Source organism: Paenibacillus turicensis, from assembly GCF_050461185.1.
Lineage (GTDB): Bacteria > Bacillota > Bacilli > Paenibacillales > Paenibacillaceae > Fontibacillus > Fontibacillus turicensis_A.
In genome coordinates this window covers 91,639-114,160 of sequence record NZ_JBCMOR010000005.1, presented here as the reverse complement: position 1 = coordinate 114,160, position 22,522 = coordinate 91,639, and the positions used below count along the sequence as shown (strand labels likewise).

The following is a 22,522-nucleotide window of genomic DNA, read 5'->3' as shown; positions in this document are numbered from 1 at the left end:
TGCTCATCCTCCTCTCCGACAACAAAATTACCATTTCCCTTGCACACGATCCTTCACTGCCTTTGTAATCGTATCTTCATACGTTTGTTTATCTAAGCGATTAAATTCAGCGATATACTGATCCCACACCTTTTCAAAATTAGCGGGGGGCTCCATAATCATTAACGGTAAATATTTTCGTTGTAAATCGTCCGATTTCGTAATAAAGATTTGCTCTGGTGAGCCTTGCTCTAATGCAATTGACCAAGCTGGGAACCATGGACGTGGATCAGGCTTACTAAAAAATTCACTGAACACGTTGTGCTTATATTTTTCTAGTAATATTTTATCGCCTTCGGTATAACCAAAGGTGGCAATCTCAGGCTGGTTACCAGGTCCATAAGCATTCCCATCTGACAATAACGATGAGCTACCATAGCGAGGCCAACTGTAAACAAAGTAGTCAAATCCGAATTTTTTGCTTAAATCAGGGTCATCATGCATTTTCCGTTGGTCATCATTAGCATAATGAAACCGACCTTGCTCATTTACCGCATACGTTTTGTCCTTAATGCCCCACTGCACCAAAATTTGATTTTCTTCCTTGAGCAAGTTATCAATGTATTTCACTATCCGCACAGGATCTTTGGCTTTAACGGTAATCCCTACGCCATAATTGTTAACAAAACCTGGGGGATCGATATATTGATCCTTGATGTCCTTATCAAAAACAATCGGCATGGCGATATAACGCTTATCATCGATACCTGCTTTCTTTAAGTTGTTGGTGGCATCCCCAACCTGCCAAGAATAGCTAAAATAACCTAACACACGCCCCGACGTTAATTTCGCTAAATATTGATCTCGATTCATTGTAAAGGATTCAGGGTCAAGCAAACCTTCGGCATTAACTTCATTTAGCTTTTGCACCCATCTTTTTTGGTTGTCTGATCCCGCGACCAATTTTGCCTCATGGGTATTCATATCTACGGTAACAGCACCATCATTAGGGTAACCTGCTAAATGCATCGCTGGGTTTTGTAACGTAAAGAAGCTCCCTTGCTCTCCTGCAAGTGTGGCAAAACCAATCGTGTCCTTTCCATCCACCTGTGGATATTTTTGTTTGTATTGCTTAATCAAATCAAAATATTCGTCAAGTGTTCTAATCTGTGGATAATTAAACTCCTTCAATACGGAACGTTGAATATAAAATCCTGTAGAGGCGTTAGGCTCTGGTGTATAACCTTGGTTGGCATCATAAGGTAGGAAGTAGATTTTCCCATCCTTTTGTCTGAATTTATCCATATAGGGACCATAAACCCGTTTAATATTAGGACCATATTTTTCAATATAATCATCTAAAGGAATAAAGGCATCTCCTTCAAGCAATTTCGCCATCTGACCACTAGAGTCAATAATATCGGGATAATCACCACTGGCGATCATTACACCTGCTTTGGTTGCCCCATCTCCCACTAGAAATTCCATTTTCCAGTCCACACCCGTTTGGCGTTGAAGCTCCTTACCGATATCTGTATCGCTTGCAAGGATATCCTTTTTACCACCACCAAATGTAAAATATTTGAAGGTTACAGGTGAAGTATCATTTTCATTTGCAGCTGAGTTTTTCTTTGTATCATCACCTTTTCCACATCCTGCTAACGCCGCAATGAGTACAAAAACCATACCAAGCAATAACATCTTTCGTTTTAGCATTTTCATTTGTTCCCCCTTTAAAGTTGCTCAACTTATTTAGCAATTTCAATATATCAGGAAAACGCTTTCAAAATTACCCAACAAAGCATACCTTTTACTTTGAAAAACATATTCCTTCTTTAATTATCCTCTAATTTCCCTTGTGCTAATGGAATTGTAATTTGAATCCTTGTTCCTTCCCCCTCTTGGCTATGGATCGAAAAGGTAAAGCTTTGGTGATAACTTAACTTCAGCCGATTCAGCGCATTTTTCATCCCTACTTTTTCTCCCATGTCATCATTCTCCTGTAAATAGCGCTTTAGCTCCTCTAATTTTTTAGGGGTAATGCCAATCCCATTGTCCTCTACGGTAAAATGAAGCCGCTCCTGCTGCTGCGATACATGGATGGTAATGATGCCCTTAGTTGGACTCGATTCCACTCCATGTATACTTGCATTTTCGATAAACGGTAAAAAGATCATTTTCGGAATCTTGTGCTGTAAAATTGCAGGGTCTGCGACAATGCTAAACGTCAGCTTATCACCAAAACGATATTGCTGAATATCTAAAAAGGTGCTAATTAGCTCCAATTCCTCCTGAACAGTTACAACATTGCGATTCCAAGAAATCGACTTACGAAAAACTGTCGCCATATTTTGAATAATTTTAGCCGTTTCCTTTTCCCCCTTGATGATACTTCTCATTCGAATCGATTCTAGTACATTAAATAAAAAATGAGGATTAATTTGGCTATACAAGGCATGAAGCTGTGCCTGCTGTTGCTTAAGCTCCAAATCCTTTTTTTGAATATCCGCGACATACACTTCGTTAATCAAATTTTTGATCGTTTCCGTCATTCGATTGAACTCGATCGTTAATTGACCAATTTCATCTCTAACATCCTCAGCGGGAATCACTTGAAAGTCTTGATTTTTCACTTTTTTCATATATTTCAAAATACGGACAAGGCGGACATTTAAGGATCTAGATACGTAAGCGATAATAAGAGTAGGAACGATAAAATTAATACAGGCGAGCCAAACGACAAAGGCGCGTGATTTTTGCACCTCTTTCAGTACGATACTTTCATCCAAAATCCCTTGTAGCTTCCACCCCTCTAAATAATTAATGTCAGTATAAGGGACTTCTAATAGTAAGGCATTTTTAGGGAGATTTTGTGCGTCAAATTGCATGGCAGGCTCTAGCTCTGCGCCCTCCACATTATTTACAAATTGAATGTTCCCCCTTGGGTCAACGAGATAAACTTTTCCGTTAAAATTGCTGTTCCTCAGTTTTTGCTCAATTAAATCCATATTAAGATCAATTTTAATGAGTTGTTCAATGCCACTGGTTGGATAATTATTTAACCATTGAATAAGACTTAATTTTTGATCGGAGTACACAAATGCGGGGTAAGGGGCAAAGGATGCCTTTGACTGAACATACCAATCTGCTTGCCGTATCTCATCACTTAAGCGATCGATGTAACCTGAAGTGAGTAGCGTAGCATTGTCGCTATAAATTTGATACCAGCGTATGCCTTGCTCATTAGAATCTCTTAGTGCACCTCGCAGATAAGAATTATATGTATCCACGTATTCTCTCTGACTGCCAAACCGTCTTGAAATCGTTTTATTGAATACGGGATCGGCATAAAGGGAGTAGGATAAGCCAACCGCTTGGTCGATCGTCACACGTAGATCATTTTTAATATTGTCTAATGCCATTTTTGCGTCACGAATTTTTTGATTCCGGATATTGTCTGTAGTGACATTGTAAAAAATAATATTGGTCGCCACAATCGGGATAAATACTGAAAATATATACATAAATAATAGCTTGTCGCGAAGCTTCATATAATTAAGTCGGCTTTTCAGTTTCATCTAATCCCCTCGCTTTTCCTTGTCGATTAGCATGTGTCGATATTCTGTAGGTGACTTGTGTTCAAGCTTTTCGAATTGCGTCACGAAATAATCTACGTTTTGAAAACCAATTTTCGCGGCAATCTCATACATTCGCAAATCAGTTTGCCTGAGCAGCTTTTTCGCTTCCTCCACCCTTATTTTTAATAAATATTCATTGAAATACATGCCGTAGCTCTTACGAAACAATCGTCCAAGATAAACGGCATTCATATAAAAGTCAGCTGCTATGCTTTTAAGGCTAATATTATCTCCATAATGTGCATCGATATATTTTTTGACTCGCTGAATTCCTCCCTTAAGCTGATCCCTCCGTAATGAAGTAATATATTGCTCCGCTTCACTCATTGCCCCTAGAAACTGTTGTTTGAGCATTTTTAAGCTACAGTGGTCATAATCTTGTTCAACAAATGCCTTTAGGCTTTTAATTTCATCCTCCAACCCTTCCATATTTTTAATCACTTTGATCACCTCTGTCACACACCTAGTCAAAGAGCGAATAACAGCTTGGGGCGCAAAGCGTTGAGACTGAAACATATCAAATATACTATCTACCGTTTGAACATAACCTGAATGCTTCCCCTCTTCTAATTGGAGGATCAATGTGTTAATTAAAGCAGGATCGATGTCAAACAAATACAGGGGTTTCTCTTTCGTTTGTTCAAATAAAATAATGTTATTGTGCTCCGCATATTTATGTTTTGCTGCTTCATTTGCTTCCATATAAGATTGATGAAGAAGATGTAGACTCTGGACTACACTTCCTGCATATAGGCTAAATTCAAACTCGAAATGGCATGCAAGGGTTGTACGAATTTCTTCTATTTGATGTAAAAAGCACGCTGTCTTCTTTATCTCCTTTTCCTCACTAAGCAACATACCAACCATACTCTGAGTCTGCTCAAAAAATAACACATCACAATCAGCCTCATAATTACAATCAAAAATCTGCTGTAGCTGTTCAATATTAACTGGTTGCATGGGGATAATTCTCTGTTCACGAATGTAGGTGTGAATCTCCAGCAAGACCACTAAAAAACTTGATTTTTGTTTAAGCTCTAGCTGATGTGCGTATTGTTCCACTTTGTCCAAGTGGACATTTTGCTGTAACAGAGTCTCTAACACGAGGCTATTTGATTGTAGCTTGTTTAAAAGGGTTATCGCTTTATTATCATTAAGCTTGCATACTAAATTGCGTAATGCCTCAGTCATTTCTTCCTCATCTATCGGTTTCAAAATATAATCATACACGCCGTATCTTAATGCCTGCTGCGCATACTTAAAATCATGAAATCCGCTAATTACGACAAAAACGGGAGTGCTGTCACTATTTTCATTGACCACGCTTTGAATGAGTCCTAGTCCATCTAAAATCGGCATACGAATATCAGTAATAACGATATCTGGCTCAAGTTGCTTGATCATAGCTTGGGCTTCCTGTCCATTGTCCGCTTCACCCACGATGGTCAAATTTAAATCACACCAAGGAATAATTTCTAACAATCCTTTACGCACAAAAATTTCATCATCTACGATTAACACTTTAAACGTCAAACTCATCGTTGTACCCACATCCTTCATTAGAAAAATATTAAGCTCTTATCTATCATTTTAAAACGCTTTCATATTTGGTTTAACATAGGTTACAACTTGACGATAAAATTGGATTTCGTTAACATATTGAGTTATAGTCATCCACCCTTCTCCAAACATTAATGCTTAAAGTGCATTTTTAGCTATTTTACTAGATACGAAAAAGGAGATATTTCATGGATTTTATAAAAAAAACTCTTGAAGATTTTGGCGTTCAAGCACCGGTTGGAGATTATTTATCCACAATCATTTTTGTTACATTCGTCATTGTAGTGAGTCTTGTTGCAAAATACATTGCAAAAAAAATTACACTAAAATTCGCTACTCGATATGTTAGTAAAGGTTCAAATCGGTGGAGTCGCTACTTTTTACAACGTAAAATATTTCAACGGCTTACCCACTATGTTCCTGCAATTATCCTTTATTATTTTTCATATAGTTTTCCTTCATATCAGGGGCTAATCATTAAGCTTGTTATTATGTATATGATTATCGTGACCATAATTATTTTAGATGCGCTTCTTAATGTAGCCAATGACATTTATACAACCTTTGAAGTTTCAAAAGTGAGACCCATACGGGGATATATTCAAGTCATAAAAATTTTCATTTTCATGATTGGTGGCATCCTTGTTATTTCTAACCTAATGGGGCAAAGTCCTGTCATATTACTGAGTGGGATTGGTGCATTATCGGCTGTAGTTATGTTAGTATTTAAGGATTCGATTTTGGGCTTAGTCGCAGGGATTCAATTAACCTCAAATGACATGCTGCGGGTTGGGGATTGGATTGAAATGCCGAAATATGATGCAGATGGAAGTATCACTGATATTTCTTTAAATACAGTTAAGATTCAAAACTGGGATAAAACGATTACGACGATCCCAACTTACGCAATGATCTCAGACTCATTTAAAAATTGGCGGGGGATGCAAAATTCCGGCGGGCGACGGATCAAACGTTCTATTCATATCGATACAAATAGCATAAGCTTCTGTACCCCAGAAATGCTCGAGGAGTTTAAAAAAATTCAATACCTACAAAGCTATATTTCAACAAAACAAAAAGAAATTGAGGACTATAACTTTAGGTATGAAGTTGATCGTTCTAGTCTTGTAAATGGTCGAGCGCTAACTAATATCGGGGTATTTCGTGCGTATATTCAGGCTTATCTTGAAAAGCATCCTGGTATTCATAAAGAGATGACCTTAATGGTCAGACAGCTAGCCCCTGGGGAGACAGGGTTGCCTATAGAGATCTATGCCTTTACCAATAAAACCGAATGGGCAGTTTACGAGGGAATTCAAGCGGATATTTTTGATCATATTTTAGCGATTGCACCAAGCTTTGGATTACGTATTTTCCAGAATCCCACTGGGCATGATTTTAGGTCGGAAAATAGAAGCGACAGTGCTTCGTTCAACAGACGAATTTAACATAGCCACCAATAAAAAAGTGACTTGTCTTATTGAACAGCATCTCATCTCTACTGTCCAATGTACAAGTCACCATTAAATTTAATAAAAATTACTATAGGCGCAATCTTGAAATCAGTGCTTGACCGCTAACCCACACTAGTGAAGAGACAGAGCGATTCTGACGATTGTCTTTTAAAAAGGAATATGATTTTAACACAATCGCAACAACGCTCTGGATCGTAGCTACCACTTTCTAGTCACTGTCAAGTACTGATTTATAAATAGAGCCATAATTTAATTCTTTAAATTTTTTTATATAACACAACTATTAAGCTTGTGACACAATATACCCTTCTGCTTTTAACAGTTCAGCAATTAAGACCGCACCACCTGCAGCACCTCTTAACGTGTTGTGAGACAATCCAACAAATTTATAATCATATAAGGAATCCTCACGCAAACGCCCTACTGATACACCCATCCCTTTTTCCATATCACGATCAAGTCTTGTTTGAGGTCTGTTTTCCTCTTCAAAATACGTAATAAATTGTTTAGGCGCACTTGGCAAATCAAGCTCTTGAGGACGTCCTTTAAAATTACTCCATAATTCTAATATTTCTTCCTTCGATGGTTTTTGTTCAAAGGAAACAAATACAGCAGCCATATGTCCATCCTTCACAGGGACACGAATACATTGTGTTGTAATGTGAGGTTCAGAAGCTTTAACGATTTTACCCTCTACAGCATCTCCCCAAATACGAAGTGGCTCCTGCTCACTTTTTTCCTCTTCGCCACCAATGTATGGGATCACGTTATCTAGCATTTCAGGCCAATCATCAAAGTTTTTACCTGCACCAGAAATCGCTTGATACGTTGTAGCTACGACAGTTTTAGGCTTAAATTTTAACAAAGGATGAAGCGCTGGGACATAGCTCTGAATAGAACAGTTTGGCTTTACTGCGATAAAGCCTGTAGATGTGCCAAGACGCTTACGTTGCTGTTCAATTACCTTAATATGATCTGGGTTCAACTCAGGCACAACCATTGGGATATCTGGCGTCCAACGATGCGCAGAGTTGTTAGAGATCACTGGAATCCCTGCTGAAGCATAAGCTTCCTCTAGGGCTTGGATTTCTTCTTTTTTCATATCTACGGCACAAAAAATTAAATCTACATTAGATGCAACTTCCTCTACCTTAGATGCATCTTGTACAATAATGGACTTCACGCCTTCAGGCAGTGGAGTTTCTAATTTCCATCTTCCTTTAACTGACTCTTCATAGGTAACGCCTGCGGAACGTGAACTTGCTGCAATTGAAGTCACTTCAAACCAAGGATGATTCTCCAAAAGCGCAATAAACCGCTGACCTACCATGCCGGTTCCACCGACAATTCCTGCTCTAAGCTTTCCTGACATTGCGATTCATTTCCTTTCACATCTCGAACCTTGCTCCGGTATGTTCTGACAGGCCTCCTGAGAAACGGACCTTCTGAATAACCTCAACAAGTCGATTTATATTATACCGATTATATAGGATATGTAAGTACCAAGCAATATGATTAAACAAGGTTTTTATCGTATTTGTGTTGCATGATATTGACAAACCCTAGGGAAATATATGAAAATATGTTTAGCACTCATTTAACCAGAGTGCTAACACTACAATTAATATAACTATATATGGTTTACAGACTCAATTTCTAAATTGGCGTTCTCGCTTCTATAAAATACAAAATCAAGTTCAGAGCAATAGTGGAACATTGAAATGGACGCCTTAAAATTAGTGGTTGACAACCCACTCCAAATAGCGAAGGAACAGAGGGATGGTGGAAAAGCGAAGAGCGTCCGCCTTTAAGGTCCCATTTCTATCACATATAAACAAGTTAAATAAGAAAATGGGACCTTAACAGCGGTTTAAACCACCCTCTGTTTCGTAGCTTCCACCACCAATGTTGTCAACCACTAAACAACGACATATTTAGTTTGAGTCTTTAACCTTATGCTCACGAGGAGGATTATTTGCATGGCTAAGAAACAGTTTAAAGCTGAATCGAAACGATTGCTGGAGATGATGATTAACTCCATCTATACTCAAAAGGAAATTTTTTTAAGAGAGCTTATTTCTAATGCGAGTGATGCCATTGACAAAATTTACTATAAGGCATTAACCGATGATACGCTTGTATTTAACAAAGAAGATTATTTCATTAAAGTAGCTGTAGACAAAAACAACAGAACCTTAACGATCACCGATACCGGAATTGGGATGTCCCAAGAGGATTTAGAAAACAACCTAGGTATTATTGCAAAAAGTGGATCTTATGCTTTTAAAAATGAAAATGAAGCAAAAGATGGACACAACATTATCGGACAATTTGGTGTTGGCTTCTATTCTGCGTTTATGGTTGCGGATACAGTAACCGTGGTTACAAAACCGCTTGGAAGTGATGAAGCTTATAAGTGGGAATCTACAGGTGCAGACGGCTATACGATTACACCTTGTCAAAAAGATAGTGTGGGCACAGAAATTACGCTTCATATTAAAGAAAATACAGAAGATGAGCAATACGATGATTATTTAAACGAATATACGTTAAGAACGATCATCAAAAAATATTCTGACTTTATTCGTTATCCGATCAAAATGGATGTAACAGGTCAACGTCCTAAGGAAGATAATGCGGAAGAGTTTGAATCCTACGTTGAGGAACAAACGATTAACAGCATGGTTCCAATCTGGCGTAAAAATAAAAATGAGCTGACAGATGAAGACTACAAATCGTTTTATTTTGAAAAACGTTATGGCTTTGACGAACCATTGAAGCATATTCATATTAGTGCAGATGGTGCTGTTGTATACAACGCGATTTTGTATATTCCTGAAAAAACACCATTTGACTACTACACGAAGGAATATGAAAAAGGACTAGAGCTTTATTCCAATGGCGTTTTAATTATGAATAAATGTGGTGACCTTTTACCAGATTACTTTAGCTTTGTGAAAGGGCTAGTAGATTCAGAGGATCTATCTCTTAATATTTCAAGAGAGCTATTACAGCATGATCGCCAGCTTAAATTGATTGCGAAAAATATTAAAAACAAAATTAAGAGCCAATTACAAGCTCTTCTTAAAGATGAGAGAGAACAATATGAGAAGTTCTATGAGTCCTTTGGTCGCCAATTAAAATATGGTGTATATAGCGATTATGGCGCAAACAAAAATGATCTACAGGATTTACTCCTATTCCACTCCTCTACGGAAGACAAGCTTGTCACTTTGGACGAGTATGTCGCTCGCATGAAGGAAGATCAAAAGTTCATTTATTACGCAACAGGTGAATCAATTGAACGTATTAAGAAATTACCGCAAACTGAGCTTGTTGCTGATAAAGGTTATGAAATTTTGTACTTCACAGATGACATTGATGAATTCGCAATTAAGATGATTATGAATTACAAAGAAAAAGAATTCAAAAATGTGTCTAGTGGCGACCTTGGCATTGAGGCTGATGAAAATGATAAAAATGCAGAAGCAGAGCTAAATGAGCACAAAGATTTATTTGAACATATGAACGAGCTGCTTGTAGGTAAGGTGAAAAAGGTTAAAGCTTCCAAACGGTTAAAAACTCACCCTGTATGTCTATCTACAGAAGGTGAAGTAACCATCGAAATGGAAAAAATATTAAATGCGATGCCTAACAATCAAGAGGTAAAAGCAGATAAAGTGCTTGAAATCAATGTGAACCATGATATTTTCACATCTTTACAACAAGCATTTGAAAATGATAAGGAAAAATTAAACTTGTATACTAACCTGTTATACAATCAAGCATTACTGATTGAAGGCTTGCCTGTACAGGACCCCGTACAATTTACTAATGATATTTGTAAAATAATGAAATAATTTAGAACCTCGCTATGCATCAAGCCAGAGCAATTTAAGCTCAGTTTGATCCAGCGAGGTTTTTTATTCATTACAATTACCATTTAATCCCATGTCATTATCTTATTATTATACATTTGTAAAGGATAAAAATCTTATTATTTTTTACTTTAAAATATTATTTTTTCTCTATTTTTTCCAAAATATCTACTTTTTTTCGAAGAATCGACTGGTATATAATTAGCTCCTTTGGTATATTATGGTTAGGACCAATTTTTAACATATTATGTAACAAAGTTGTCCTTAACTACTTTATAGAAATGAGGTGATCACTTATTAATTGAGAATAAAACAAAGAAATTTAAGTAATTCTACGAATTTACACCCAGAAAATGCTATTGTGATAACTTTCCACTACGAATAGTTACTTACACGTTTAAGAAGCCAGGGTCGTTTGTAGTACAGTCTGACAACTCCTCTTGATAGAAACTTAAAATCTAATCTGTAAAGGAGCAACGTTACTGATATGAACAAATGGTTAAAGAAAAGCGGAATATTACTCATGAGTTTTATGTTGACGCTTACAAGCTATTCAGGACTGGTCTCCTCCCCTACTGCCGAAGCAGCATCAAACGATTTTAACTATGCTGAGGCACTGCAAAAATCAATTTATTTCTATGAAGCACAACGCTCCGGTAAGCTACCTGATAATAATCGCGTGGAATGGCGTGGAGATTCAGGTCTACAGGACGGCGCCGATGTAGGACATGATTTAACAGGAGGTTGGTATGACGCAGGAGATCACGTCAAATTTGGCTTCCCTATGGCTGCCTCCGCAACGATGTTAGCATGGTCTGTTTATGAATACAAAGAAGGCTATGAACAAGCTGGCCAATTAGATTACATTCTTGATAACCTTCGTTATGTTAATGACTATTTCATTAAGGCGCACACAGCACCTAATGAGTTATACGGCCAAGTTGGGAACGGGAATGCAGATCATAATTGGTGGGGCCCTGCCGAAGTAATGCCTATGGCAAGACCTGCTTATAAAATTGATGCACAAAACCCTGGATCTGATCTTGCTGCAGAAACTGCTGCTGCATTAGCTTCTGCTTCTATCGTATTTAAAGATGTTGATCCTGCCTATTCTACTAAATTGTTAACGCATGCAAAGCAATTATACGATTTTGCTGATAAATACCGTGGTAAATATAGCGATGTCATTACAGATGCGCAAGCCTTTTACAACTCTTGGAGTGGTTATGCGGATGAGTTAAGCTGGGGTGGCATTTGGTTATATTTAGCTACTAATGATGAAACTTATTTAGATAAAGCGATTGCAGCAAGTGAGTTATGGGGTACAGACCAAGATGGTAGTTGGGGACAAAAATGGACACATGCTTGGGACGATAAGCATTATGGCGCCCAACTTCTACTTGCTAGAATTACAGGAGAAAAGCGTTTCGTAGATGCTACCAAACGTAATATGGAATTCTGGACAACAGGCATAAATGGTAGTGGTGAAAGAGTTACCTATACTCCAGGTGGTTTAGCTCACCTTGATCAATGGGGTGCACTTCGTTACGCTGCTAACCAATCCTTCCTTGCTTTTGTATATTCGGATTGGGTAACTGATCCTGTAATGAAACAAGTTACAAAGGATTTTGCAGTTAGCCAAATTCGTTATATGTTAGGCGATAATCCACGCAACAGCAGTTATGTTGTTGGTTTTGGAAATAATGCTCCAGAACATCCTCATCATCGTACCTCACATGGTTCTTGGGCAGATAGTCAAACTGTACCAGCGAATCACCGTCATATTTTGTATGGTGCATTAGTTGGAGGTCCTTCTAAGACGGATGCTTATACAGATTCAATTGCAGATTATGTTTCTAATGAAGTAGCTACCGATTATAATGCAGGTTTTACAGGTGCTTTGGCAAAAATGAATATCCTGTTTGGAGAAGGTCAACAGCCTCTTGCTAACTTCCCTGCTCCAGAAGTGAAGGATGATGAATTTTTTGTAGAAGCAGCTATCAATGCTAGTGGTAGTAACTTTGTTGAAATCAAAGCGGTCCTTAATAACCGTTCCGCTTGGCCAGCACGTGCGACTAGCGATCTATCTTTCAATTATTATATCGATCTAAGTGAAGCGGTTGCAGCTGGCTATGGGCCTGAGGATATTACGGTTAAAGCTGGTGGCTACAATCAAGGTGCTACTGTATCACCTTTAAAAGTGCATGATGCCGCCAACCACATTTACTACACTACAATTGATTTCACAGGTACTAACATTTATCCAGGTGGTCAATCTGCTCACCGTAAAGAAATCCAATTCAGAATGTCAGGACCTGAGGCTACAAGCTTCTGGGATAACACAAATGACTTTTCATTCCAAGGAATTGGTACTACAGGCTCTACTCCTTTAAAAGCTGTTAACATTCCTGTGTATGATAAAGGCGTTCATGTATTTGGTCAGTTACCAGATGGTGGAGGTCCAGTTGAACCAACCGTACCTTCTCAACCAAAGGGCTTAAAAGCGGTTACTGGAAATGAGAGCGTTACGTTGACCTGGAATAAAGTAGCAGGTGCAACAAAATATGTTGTAGAACGTGCAACAACTAGCGGTGGGCCTTACACTGTTGTAGACGAAACGACGGAAGCTAAATTCCAAGATACAGGGCTTGTTAACGATACAACCTACTATTATATCGTTACAGCAAGCAATGCAATTGGAAATGGAGCTCCATCCGCTGAAATAAGTGCAAAACCAACTGAGCCAGTAACTCCAGTTGAAGATGGACTTAAGGTGCAATACAAATCAAATGATTCTAGTTCAAACGATAATCAAATTCGCCCTAGCTTCAAATTAGTGAATACTTCTGATCAACCTATTTCTTTATCAGACATTACACTACGTTATTACTATACGATTGATGGTGAACAACCACAGCAATTTAATTGCGATTATGCTGCAGTTGGAAGCGCTAATATTATTGGTAATTTCGTGAAGCTTGCACAGCCTGTTGAAGGGGCCGATCATTATTTAGAAATCTCCTTCTCCTCTGCTGCTGGAGATCTTGCACCAGGCGCGGATACAGGTGACATTCAAGTTCGAATTAATAAAGCGAACTGGACCAACTATAACAAAACTAATGACTACTCCTTTAGTGCAACCCAAACAAGCTACGCAGATTGGGGTAAAGTAACAGCTTACCACAATAGTGTACTCTTGTATGGAGTTGAACCAAACTAATAATTCCTAAAAGGACGGTGCGAATGCATGAAACTAAAAACTGTGAAAAAGCGATTTTCGATTGTCATTACTATGGCATTGTTATTTTCACTAACCACTGGCTTCATTGGCTCTAACACCACCAAGGCAGCAACAACATCACCAGAGGAAACAAGATTCCTCACACTTTACAATCAGATTAAGGATCCTGCTAATGGATATTTTTCTCCAGAGGGAATTCCTTATCACTCTGTAGAAACGTTAATCAGTGAAGCACCAGATTATGGTCATATGACAACCTCTGAAGCCTATAGCTACTGGATGTGGTTAGAAGCATTATACGGCCATTACACTGGTAATTGGAGTACACTTGAAGCGGCTTGGGACAACATGGAGAAATTCATCATCCCAGTGAACGAAGGTGACGGTAAAGAGGAACAACCTACGATGAGCTATTATAATCCTAATAGCCCTGCAACTTATGCTGCTGAATACAATCAACCAGACAAATATCCAAGTGAACTAAACGGAAAATATGCTGCAGGTAAAGACCCGATAGATGCAGAGCTTAAAGCGACGTATGGCAACAACCAAACGTATTTAATGCATTGGCTCGTTGACGTAGATAACTGGTATGGCTTTGGTAACTTACTCAATAGCAGTCATACCGCAACTTATGTAAATACGTTCCAACGTGGGGAACAAGAGTCTGTATGGGAAGCGATCCCACATCCATCCCAAGATGACAAATCTTTTGGTAAAACGGGCGAAGGCTTTATGAGCATCTTCACGAAGGAAGCACAAGCACCTGCAGCACAATGGCGTTATACTAACGCTACTGATGCAGACGCTCGTGCCGTGCAAGCAATGTTCTGGGCTAAAGAGCTAGGATATAACAATCAAGTTTATTTGCAGAAAGCTGAGAAGATGGGCGACTACCTTCGTTATGGTATGTACGATAAATATTTCCAAAAAATCGGAAGTGGAGCTAATGGCTCCCCAGCGACTGGAACAGGTAAAGACGCAGCGCACTACTTGATGGGATGGTACACGTCATGGGGTGGCGGTCTTGGCCAAACTGGCAACTGGGCATGGAGAATTGGTTCTAGCCACACACATCAAGGTTACCAAAACGTAATGGCTGCATACGCTTTATCCGATCCTAATGGTGGACTTATCCCTGCTTCTCCTACTGCCAAGCAAGACTGGGAGAAATCGTTAAAACGTCAGTTAGAATTCTATACTTGGCTTCAATCCGCTGAAGGTGCAATTGCTGGTGGAGCATCTAACAGCTTCAAAGGTGATTATAGCGCTTATCCTGCTGGTTCCAGTACGTTCTATGGCTTAGTTTATGATGAGGCACCTGTGTACCGTGATCCACCATCCAACAACTGGTTTGGTATGCAAGCATGGGGCGTAGAGCGTATTGCTGAGTTGTATTACACTCTTGCTCAAAAAGGTGATACAACCTCTGAAAACTTTAAAATGGCAAAACAAGTCATTACAAATTGGGTAGACTGGTCTAAAGATTATGTATTTGCTAATGAACGCCCTGTACAAGATGCAGCAGGCTATTACTTAAATAGCCAAGGTCAACGTATTTTAGGCGGAAAAAATGCTCAAGTTGCAACAACAGCAGCTCCAGGTGAATTCTGGGTGCCTGGTAATTTGGAATGGAGTGGCCAACCAAATACATGGAATGGCTTCGCAAGCTCAACAACTAACAGCAACTTAAAGGCAGTGACTAAAGACCCTACACAAGATACTGGTGTGTTAGGAAGCTATATTAAAGCTTTAGCGTTCTTTGCTGCAGGAACTAAGGCAGAAACAGGCAGCTACACTCCACTTGGCGATCATGCAAAAACTTTATCTAAAGACTTGCTTGATACCGCTTGGAATTACAACAACGGTAAAGGTATTGTAACGAAGGAAGCACGGAATGACTACTTCCGTTACTTTGAAAAGGAAATTTTCTTCCCTGCAGGTTGGTCTGGTTTATTTGGTCAAGGTAACGTAATTCCTGGCAATAACGGTATCCCTTCTGACCCTGCTAAAGGCGGTAATGGAGTTTACATCGGATATTCTGATTTACGTCCAAACATTACAAACGATCCAGATTGGCAATACCTTGTTGACAAATACAATGATTCTTGGAATCCTGTAACTAAGAAATGGGAAAATGGTGCACCTGAGTTCACTTATCACCGTTTCTGGTCACAAGTAGATATGGCAACTGCTTATGCTGAATTTGATCGTTTGATTAACAATGGTGGTGAAACACCAGTTGATGTTGCTCCACTAGCTCCTACTAATGTTAAAGCTAAAGCAGGAGATGCTAAAGTAGAGCTCTCTTGGAACAAATCTGCTGGTGCAGATAACTATGTTGTACACCGTAGCACTACAGATGGTGGTCCTTACACAGCTGTAGATACAGTAACTACTCCATCCTATACGGATACTAATGTTGTAAACGGAACCACTTACTATTATGTCATTACTGCCGTGAATGCAGTGGGATCAAGTCCAAACTCACTACAAGTAAGTGCGACTCCAACAGCAGAACCAGAACCAGTACTTGGTGACCTTGTATTGAAATATCGTAGCAATGATTCAAGTGATAATGACAATCAGATTAGACCTGTATTCCAACTCGTGAATACTGGCTCAGAAAGTATTGATTTAGAAGATGTTACCTTACGTTACTATTACACGATTGATGGGGAAGCAACACAAGAATTCCACATTGATTATGCAGTTTTAGGTTCCAGTAATGTAAATGGAAAATTCGTTAAGCTAACAACCCCAGTAAATGGAGCTGACTATTATTTAGAAGTTTCATTTACAGCAGGAGCAGGTTCACTTGCTCCAGGAGCAAGCACTGGCGAAATCCAAGCTCGCTTCAACAAAGCAAACTGGACTAATTACGATAAAACAAATGACTACTCGTTTGATATTACAAAAACAAGCTTCACAGATTGGGAAAAGGTTCCTGTATACTTGAACGGAACATTAATTTCTGGACTTGAGCCTTAAGTTAGTTTCTAAGTTTCCTTTAATTTAGGTCTGCTTTATAAATTTAGGTCTGTATCGCAAAATCCCCCTACTCCGTATAAACGGTGGAAGGGGGATTTTTAACTTATCAAATATAACCATCAATTTGATGCTCTTCCTCTAAGGATGGCTTGTCCTCAACGATCTCAACAAAAACGCGATTGGGCAAGCATATAATAACTTGACTAGGTTTAGATATAAACCCCATTTTCATCGAAATTTTTTTGGGACAATCCGAATATACCATTTGGATACCATGATCATAAATCTTTAAAATATTGTGACCATAATCCGTTTGAATCTCAATTTCTTTTTGTACATCTTGCTTCAAAGAAACCTTCTCATATTCCTTTCCATCCACAGTAATAACTGCGCTTAGCTTAGTTGCAGTATCTACACTATTTTGTTCCCAATGCTGATAGGCTATCCATCCTCCTGCAATGAGCAAAATAACACCAATAACGATGATGTCACCTATTTTTAGTTTAATCATTGTTTTCACTCTTTATCATTTACATAGCTCCGTTATCTAAAAGTTGCTATTCATAGCTGATTTTAAAGTATAATAGAATTTAAAACATTAATTATAGCTCAATCTTGAAATTAGTGCTTGACTACTAACCCAAACTAGCGAAGAGACAAAGCGATTCTGAAGATTGTCTCTTAAAATCAAATTCCATCCATAAATAGACTTTAATTAATCGGAATATGATTTTAACAACAATCGCAAGAACGCTCTGGAGCGTAGCTATCAGACTCCTATCGTTGAAGCACTAATTTCTAAATAGAGCTTTAATTATAAAATGTAAATACTTTTATAAGGAGTTTATAACATGTCAAATATCATTTTAATTGGTCCGATTGGAACTGGAAAATCAACACTTGCTGATATTATCTCTACAAAGCTTTCTTATCCAAGATGCTGTGTGGATGATGTACGTTGGGATTATTATCAAAAGCTTGGTTATAGCAAAGAAAAAGAACAAGCACTTCGAGCAATTAGCTTTGAAGAGGTATATAAATATTGGAAGCCTTTTGAAGCTCAAACTATAATTCAAATTTTAAAAGACTATCAAAACCATATCATAGACTTTGGTGGGGGCCATTCTGTGTATGAAGACGAACAATTATTTTCAGAAGTAGCCAATGCAATGTTACACGAAAGCAACGTATTTCTTATCCTGCCTTCAGAAAACAAAGAGGAATCTTTACGTATTCTAGACGAACGAGAAAAGATAGCTATTAATGCCCATTTTATTGAACATAAATCTAATTATGAGCTTGCCAAACATATTATTTATACGAAGGGCAAAACACCACTAGAAACAGCAGAAGAGATTATTCAACTTATTAAATAAGTTTTAGACAGTATTCTCACTCATTTCCTCGGAAATAGTATGGTATTAAACTATTATTGCTTCACTTTATTTTATCTTGTCTCTCTGTGAATCGTGTATTTTTTTAATCTTGGGCTGTATTTTCTTAACTCTAAGCGTTCTGGGTGGTTTCTCTTATTTTTAGTTGTCGTGTAATTACGATCTCCACATTCAGTACATGCCAAAGTAACGACTACTCGCATTAAATTTCCTCCTAAAAAATCAATTTATGTTTAATAGTAATATTTACGATTAACAAAAATAATATACTTTCTTGTTCTTATTGTCAACCATTCAAACACTGTATATTTTCAAAACATAAAAAAAGATTGTGCCCACAAGAGACACAATCTTTTTTAACTCTTTACAGTTTTTTTAAATTTCTTTACTAATCTATATGCTTTGCGCTGAGTCACGCTTAATTACGGGTAATCGTAATCCAACCACCGCTATCAATATGCAAGCTTCCACCAAGCGCCTCTGCTAAAAATCTTAAAGGCACATAAGTAGAGCCGTCCTTGTGTACAAATACAGGTCCAGCTAGTTGCACTGTTTCTCCTCCAACTACAGCCTCATTAGAGCCTACAGTCAGCACAATTTCTTTTTGCGTAATATCATCAATAATCGTGATGACTTTAGAGCCTTTTGTCCACTTCACTTCCGCATCTAATGGATTCGTCACTTCACGTAGAGCTATAAATATTGTTCCTTGCTTCTTAATAATATTATAATAATCACTTTCTGAATCAATCATAAATGTTTGATTCGTAATTTTAAGTTTATTTTTTAGTAAGTTGTACACGTCTGAATTAGGTTCAAAGTTACGTAAAACAGTCCCTGGTGTCAAGTTAGCTCCTAAATCATAGCTATATTCTACAGCACCACCAGATAGATCTACTTTATCTGCTTTTACATCACTGCCGACATTCCAGACCTCAGTATCACTGGTCACTTTAAATGACTTTACAGGAACGTAATCACCTGCTGGGAGCATAACCTTTAACTCAACATGCTGTTTACGAATCTTCAAGCTATTATCGAAATAAACATCTGCTTTTAATACTGTATCCTTCCCGAGCACTGTATTTAATTGTGGCATTTGTTTAAATACTGTAGCCATTTGCTCATCATAATTAGCTAAAAATTTAGTTAGCGCAGGTTGAATCATCCCATAAGCCATCGCAACCGTTGTTTCTTTATTGCCTAAATTCGGTATAGCAGCGCCTGCCCCCTCCTCCATGCTATCAAGGAAATCAAAAAACACACCAATTAATTCCTTCAAACCTGCTTCATCTTTAACTAAACTTGTTAAAAACGGCTTAATTAGGCTTACAATCTCTTCCCCATTTAATTCAACATGCAGTTGAGTTAAGTTAGTAGATTGCCCATTGATATTTTCCTGAGCGGATTTGACTGAAATATTTTTAGGATTTGGAGTATGCTTTAAAATAACTTCATAAAATTTTGCAGATAAGGCCTGAACCTGTTCCTCATACTTTTTAAAATCTAAATTTGCTGTGTTACTATTTTGCAGCGACATGTAAAAAGGCTTTTTGGCTCCTTCAAGCTGAATCGCCATTCCTTTTTCATCCATGGATAAATGGAAAGGCAACTTTTTGCCTAAATAGCTAATATCGCCTTTGATAGACATTTCTTTAGCACTTTGTACCTTTGCGCTGTCAATATGAAGCTCGGTAGAATTAATAAGTGCAATCATATCTTTATCTTCTTTAGTGAGCTTATCTGATGCTGGCTCAAGTTCAAATTTGATACTTTGCTTAGATTCGCTGGATGTTGTTTTCAGGTTTGCTTGAATTGCTTTTTGAATATCTAATCCTCCCACCGCAGTACATCCAGAAATGATTAGTAAAGCAATTAAAGGAAGTGCCAACCATTTAGCTACTGATTTCATTTCAAAACAAGTCTCCTCTCAATTTAAATTTTTACATAATATAGATCATTTGTATCTGCTACTTATGACTCTATACATATATGTAAAACCCTTTCACATTATTATCTGATACCCTCTACTCTTTGTAAATGAGTATATTGGTATAATTCGCCTTGTACAAAAGTTGAATCTTCAATCCGATTGTGTGTTCATCCCTCTTTTTTGATAAAATAATATAGTGAATTAAATAACTTGAACGATTTAGTCATATTTTGTAATTAGACAAAGGAGTTATGTCCCATGAAACCCTATGTAGTGATCACAAAAAAAATTCCTCAGCATGTAGAGACATTTATTGCCGACCATTGTCGTTATATAAAGTGGGAGGATCAAGGCACTATGCCAATGGATATGATTTTAGAGCATTTACCTAAAGCTGATGGACTGCTGACCGCAAGTCATACCATTAATGAAAAATTACTTGCTCACGCCCCTCAACTAAAGGTGGTGAGCACCTTAAGCGTAGGTTATAACCATTTTGATATCGAAGCAATGAGAGCTAGAAATGTGTTAGGAACCAATACTCCTGGTGTTCTAAATGAAACTGTCGCTGACTTAATTTTTTCTCTTATGTTAGCAACTGCCCGCCGTATACCTGAAATGGATCAATACATCAGACAAGGAAAATGGACAAGTAGCTTGCCAGAATCCATGTTTGGGCTTGATGTCCATCATAAAACTTTAGGTATTGTTGGACTGGGCGGCATCGGAGAAGCTGTAGCACATCGAGCAAAATGGGGATTTGACATGAATATTTTGTATCATAATCGAAGCCGTAAACCAGAACTAGAAGACAAGTTAGATGCAAAATATTGTACATTAGAGCAACTACTAATTGAGGCAGATTTTATCGTATTAATGACACCTTTAACTAAAGATACGTATCATCTGATTGGCAAGGAGCAATTTGCTTTAATGAAACCGACCTCCATATTTATTAATGCATCCCGCGGAGCGACGGTAGATGAAGACGCATTAGTTGAAGCATTGCAAACCAAACAAATCTATGCAGCAGGACTTGATGTTTTTAAGAAAGAACCGATTGATCCAAGTCATCCTTTGCTTACACTCCCTAATGTTGTCCTTTTACCACATATCGGTTCGGCTACACAAGAAACTAGAGACGCCATGGCGTTACTAGCCGCACAAAATTTAGTCACTGCTTTGCAGGGAAAATGTCCTCCTAACCTTGTAAAAGAGCTTTACGATTTATTTGAACATCATTAGGATACTTTTACCTTACGTTTAATAACTATATTATTTTAGTGGAAATGGAAAGGATGGCATAATCAATGAATTTTAAGTGGCACAATTTAGAAAAGAAAATGTCTGAGATGGGGATACACACGCTCCTCATTACTAATCCCAAGCATGTTTATTATTTAACTGGCTTTCTAAGCAACCCACATGAACGTTTTTTAGGTGTAATTCTTCAACCTGGCAATGATCCTTTTATGATGGTTCCAGCTTTAGACGAGACTGCAGCACGTGAGTCTTCTACCATTCGCGAGATCATTACACATCAAGATACAGATAACCCTTATCATTTACTCAAACAACGAATTAAAGGACCTTTAGGAACAATAGGACTGGAAAAGGAGCATATGACTTTAGCTGTATTTGAACATCTTCAGTCTAGCTTATCCTTCGCTAGATATCTTGACGTTGGTCCATGGCTGAGAGATTTACGTGTTCGCAAATGTGAAGATGAAGTCGCTAAAATTCGTCATGCTGTAGACTTGATTGAACAAGTGTTAGGCAATGCAATCCCCCACATCGCTGAAGGTGTGACTGAAAATGAGCTAGTAGCAGAAGTAGAATACCAAATTCGTAAGCTTGGTGCGGATGGTCCCTCCTTTGACTCCATGGTCCTATCTGGCGAAAAAACAGCACTACCACATGGTGTGCCAGGAACTCGTAAGCTTCAGCAAGGCGATCTAGTCATGTTTGATATTGGTGTTTACGCTAATGGTTATGCTTCTGATATTACGCGTACCTTTGCGTTAGGAGAGCCTTCAGCAGAATGCAAAAAAATTTATGATATTGTGTTAGCAGCAAATGAAGCCGCTATACAAGCAGTAAAGCCAGGCGTGACCTTTGCTTCAATCGATAAAGCAGCACGTGATGTTATTGAGCAAGCCGGTTATGGGCAATACTTTATTCACCGATTAGGGCATGGTTTAGGGATTGATGTACATGAGTTCCCTTCTGTGCATGGTAATAATGAAGTTTTGCTAGCCGAAGGAAATGTTTTTACAATTGAGCCTGGAATCTACGTTCCAGGTGTGGGTGGCGTACGAATTGAAGATGATGTGCTTGTAACCAAAGACGGTGTAGAAGTATTAACTTCTTATCCAAAAGAGCTGATCCAATTGTAATTTGAAATTGAATACAGAAAAAGAGAGTTATATCAGC

General features: G+C 38.1%; 14 protein-coding genes. 7 read left to right on the top strand and 7 right to left on the bottom strand.

Annotated elements, in window-relative coordinates; all coding sequences use genetic code 11:
• Nucleotides 1-27 precede the first annotated feature (27 nt).
• The 3 genes from ABE099_RS02550 to ABE099_RS02540 all read right to left on the bottom strand — a co-directional run bounded on the left by ABE099_RS02550 (nt 28) and on the right by ABE099_RS02540 (nt 5,156).
• Nucleotides 28-1,695 carry an ABC transporter substrate-binding protein gene (locus tag ABE099_RS02550; RefSeq protein ID WP_430027065.1) on the bottom strand — a complete coding sequence of 556 codons (1,668 nt, stop codon included), beginning with the start codon at nt 1,693-1,695 and terminating at the stop codon, nt 28-30.
• A gap of 119 nt (nt 1,696-1,814) precedes the next feature.
• A complete protein-coding gene (locus ABE099_RS02545; protein WP_430027063.1) occupies nt 1,815-3,557 on the bottom strand; it encodes a sensor histidine kinase in 1,743 nt (580 codons plus the stop codon).
• Nucleotides 3,558-5,156, bottom strand: a complete 1,599-nt coding sequence (locus ABE099_RS02540) for a response regulator (protein WP_430027061.1) — start codon at nt 5,154-5,156, stop codon at nt 3,558-3,560.
• Nucleotides 5,157-5,365: 209 nt separating this feature from the next.
• Between ABE099_RS02540 and ABE099_RS02535 the strand changes: the two genes are divergently transcribed.
• Nucleotides 5,366-6,625: a mechanosensitive ion channel family protein gene (locus ABE099_RS02535; RefSeq protein WP_430027059.1), complete on the top strand. Its 1,260-nt coding sequence runs from the start codon at nt 5,366-5,368 to the stop codon at nt 6,623-6,625.
• Between the two features lie 310 nt (nt 6,626-6,935).
• Here the strand turns inward: ABE099_RS02535 and asd are convergent, their stop codons facing one another.
• Entirely contained in the window at nt 6,936-8,024 is a 1,089-nt protein-coding gene (asd, locus tag ABE099_RS02530; RefSeq protein ID WP_430027057.1) for an aspartate-semialdehyde dehydrogenase, read from the bottom strand.
• A gap of 607 nt (nt 8,025-8,631) precedes the next feature.
• Between asd and htpG the strand changes: the two genes are divergently transcribed.
• The 3 genes from htpG to ABE099_RS02515 all read left to right on the top strand — a co-directional run bounded on the left by htpG (nt 8,632) and on the right by ABE099_RS02515 (nt 16,762).
• Nucleotides 8,632-10,512: a molecular chaperone HtpG gene (gene htpG, locus ABE099_RS02525; RefSeq protein ID WP_430027055.1), complete on the top strand. Its 1,881-nt coding sequence runs from the start codon at nt 8,632-8,634 to the stop codon at nt 10,510-10,512.
• Nucleotides 10,513-11,017: 505 nt separating this feature from the next.
• Entirely contained in the window at nt 11,018-13,750 is a 2,733-nt protein-coding gene (locus ABE099_RS02520; protein ID WP_430027053.1) for a glycoside hydrolase family 9 protein, read from the top strand.
• Nucleotides 13,751-13,777: 27 nt separating this feature from the next.
• On the top strand, nt 13,778-16,762 hold the full coding sequence (locus ABE099_RS02515) for a glycoside hydrolase family 48 protein (RefSeq protein WP_430027051.1): 2,985 nt from the start codon (nt 13,778-13,780) through the stop codon (nt 16,760-16,762).
• A 106-nt stretch (nt 16,763-16,868) separates the two neighbouring features.
• Here ABE099_RS02515 and ABE099_RS02510 read toward each other — a convergent pair whose 3' ends face one another.
• Nucleotides 16,869-17,273 carry a NusG domain II-containing protein gene (locus ABE099_RS02510; protein ID WP_430027049.1) on the bottom strand — a complete coding sequence of 135 codons (405 nt, stop codon included), beginning with the start codon at nt 17,271-17,273 and terminating at the stop codon, nt 16,869-16,871.
• A gap of 340 nt (nt 17,274-17,613) precedes the next feature.
• Between ABE099_RS02510 and ABE099_RS02505 the strand changes: the two genes are divergently transcribed.
• Nucleotides 17,614-18,138: a shikimate kinase gene (locus ABE099_RS02505; protein ID WP_430027047.1), complete on the top strand. Its 525-nt coding sequence runs from the start codon at nt 17,614-17,616 to the stop codon at nt 18,136-18,138.
• Nucleotides 18,139-18,209: 71 nt separating this feature from the next.
• Here the strand turns inward: ABE099_RS02505 and rpmG are convergent, their stop codons facing one another.
• Complete coding sequence (gene rpmG, locus ABE099_RS02500) at nt 18,210-18,359, bottom strand: 50S ribosomal protein L33 (protein ID WP_210088766.1); 150 nt, start codon at nt 18,357-18,359, stop codon at nt 18,210-18,212.
• 215 nt (nt 18,360-18,574) lie between these two features.
• Nucleotides 18,575-20,068, bottom strand: a complete 1,494-nt coding sequence (locus ABE099_RS02495) for a copper amine oxidase N-terminal domain-containing protein (protein WP_430027045.1) — start codon at nt 20,066-20,068, stop codon at nt 18,575-18,577.
• Nucleotides 20,069-20,347: 279 nt separating this feature from the next.
• Between ABE099_RS02495 and ABE099_RS02490 the strand changes: the two genes are divergently transcribed.
• On the top strand, nt 20,348-21,334 hold the full coding sequence (locus ABE099_RS02490) for a 2-hydroxyacid dehydrogenase (protein ID WP_430027043.1): 987 nt from the start codon (nt 20,348-20,350) through the stop codon (nt 21,332-21,334).
• 65 nt (nt 21,335-21,399) lie between these two features.
• Complete coding sequence (locus ABE099_RS02485) at nt 21,400-22,485, top strand: M24 family metallopeptidase (protein ID WP_430027042.1); 1,086 nt, start codon at nt 21,400-21,402, stop codon at nt 22,483-22,485.
• The last annotated feature ends 37 nt before the right edge of the window (nt 22,486-22,522 follow it).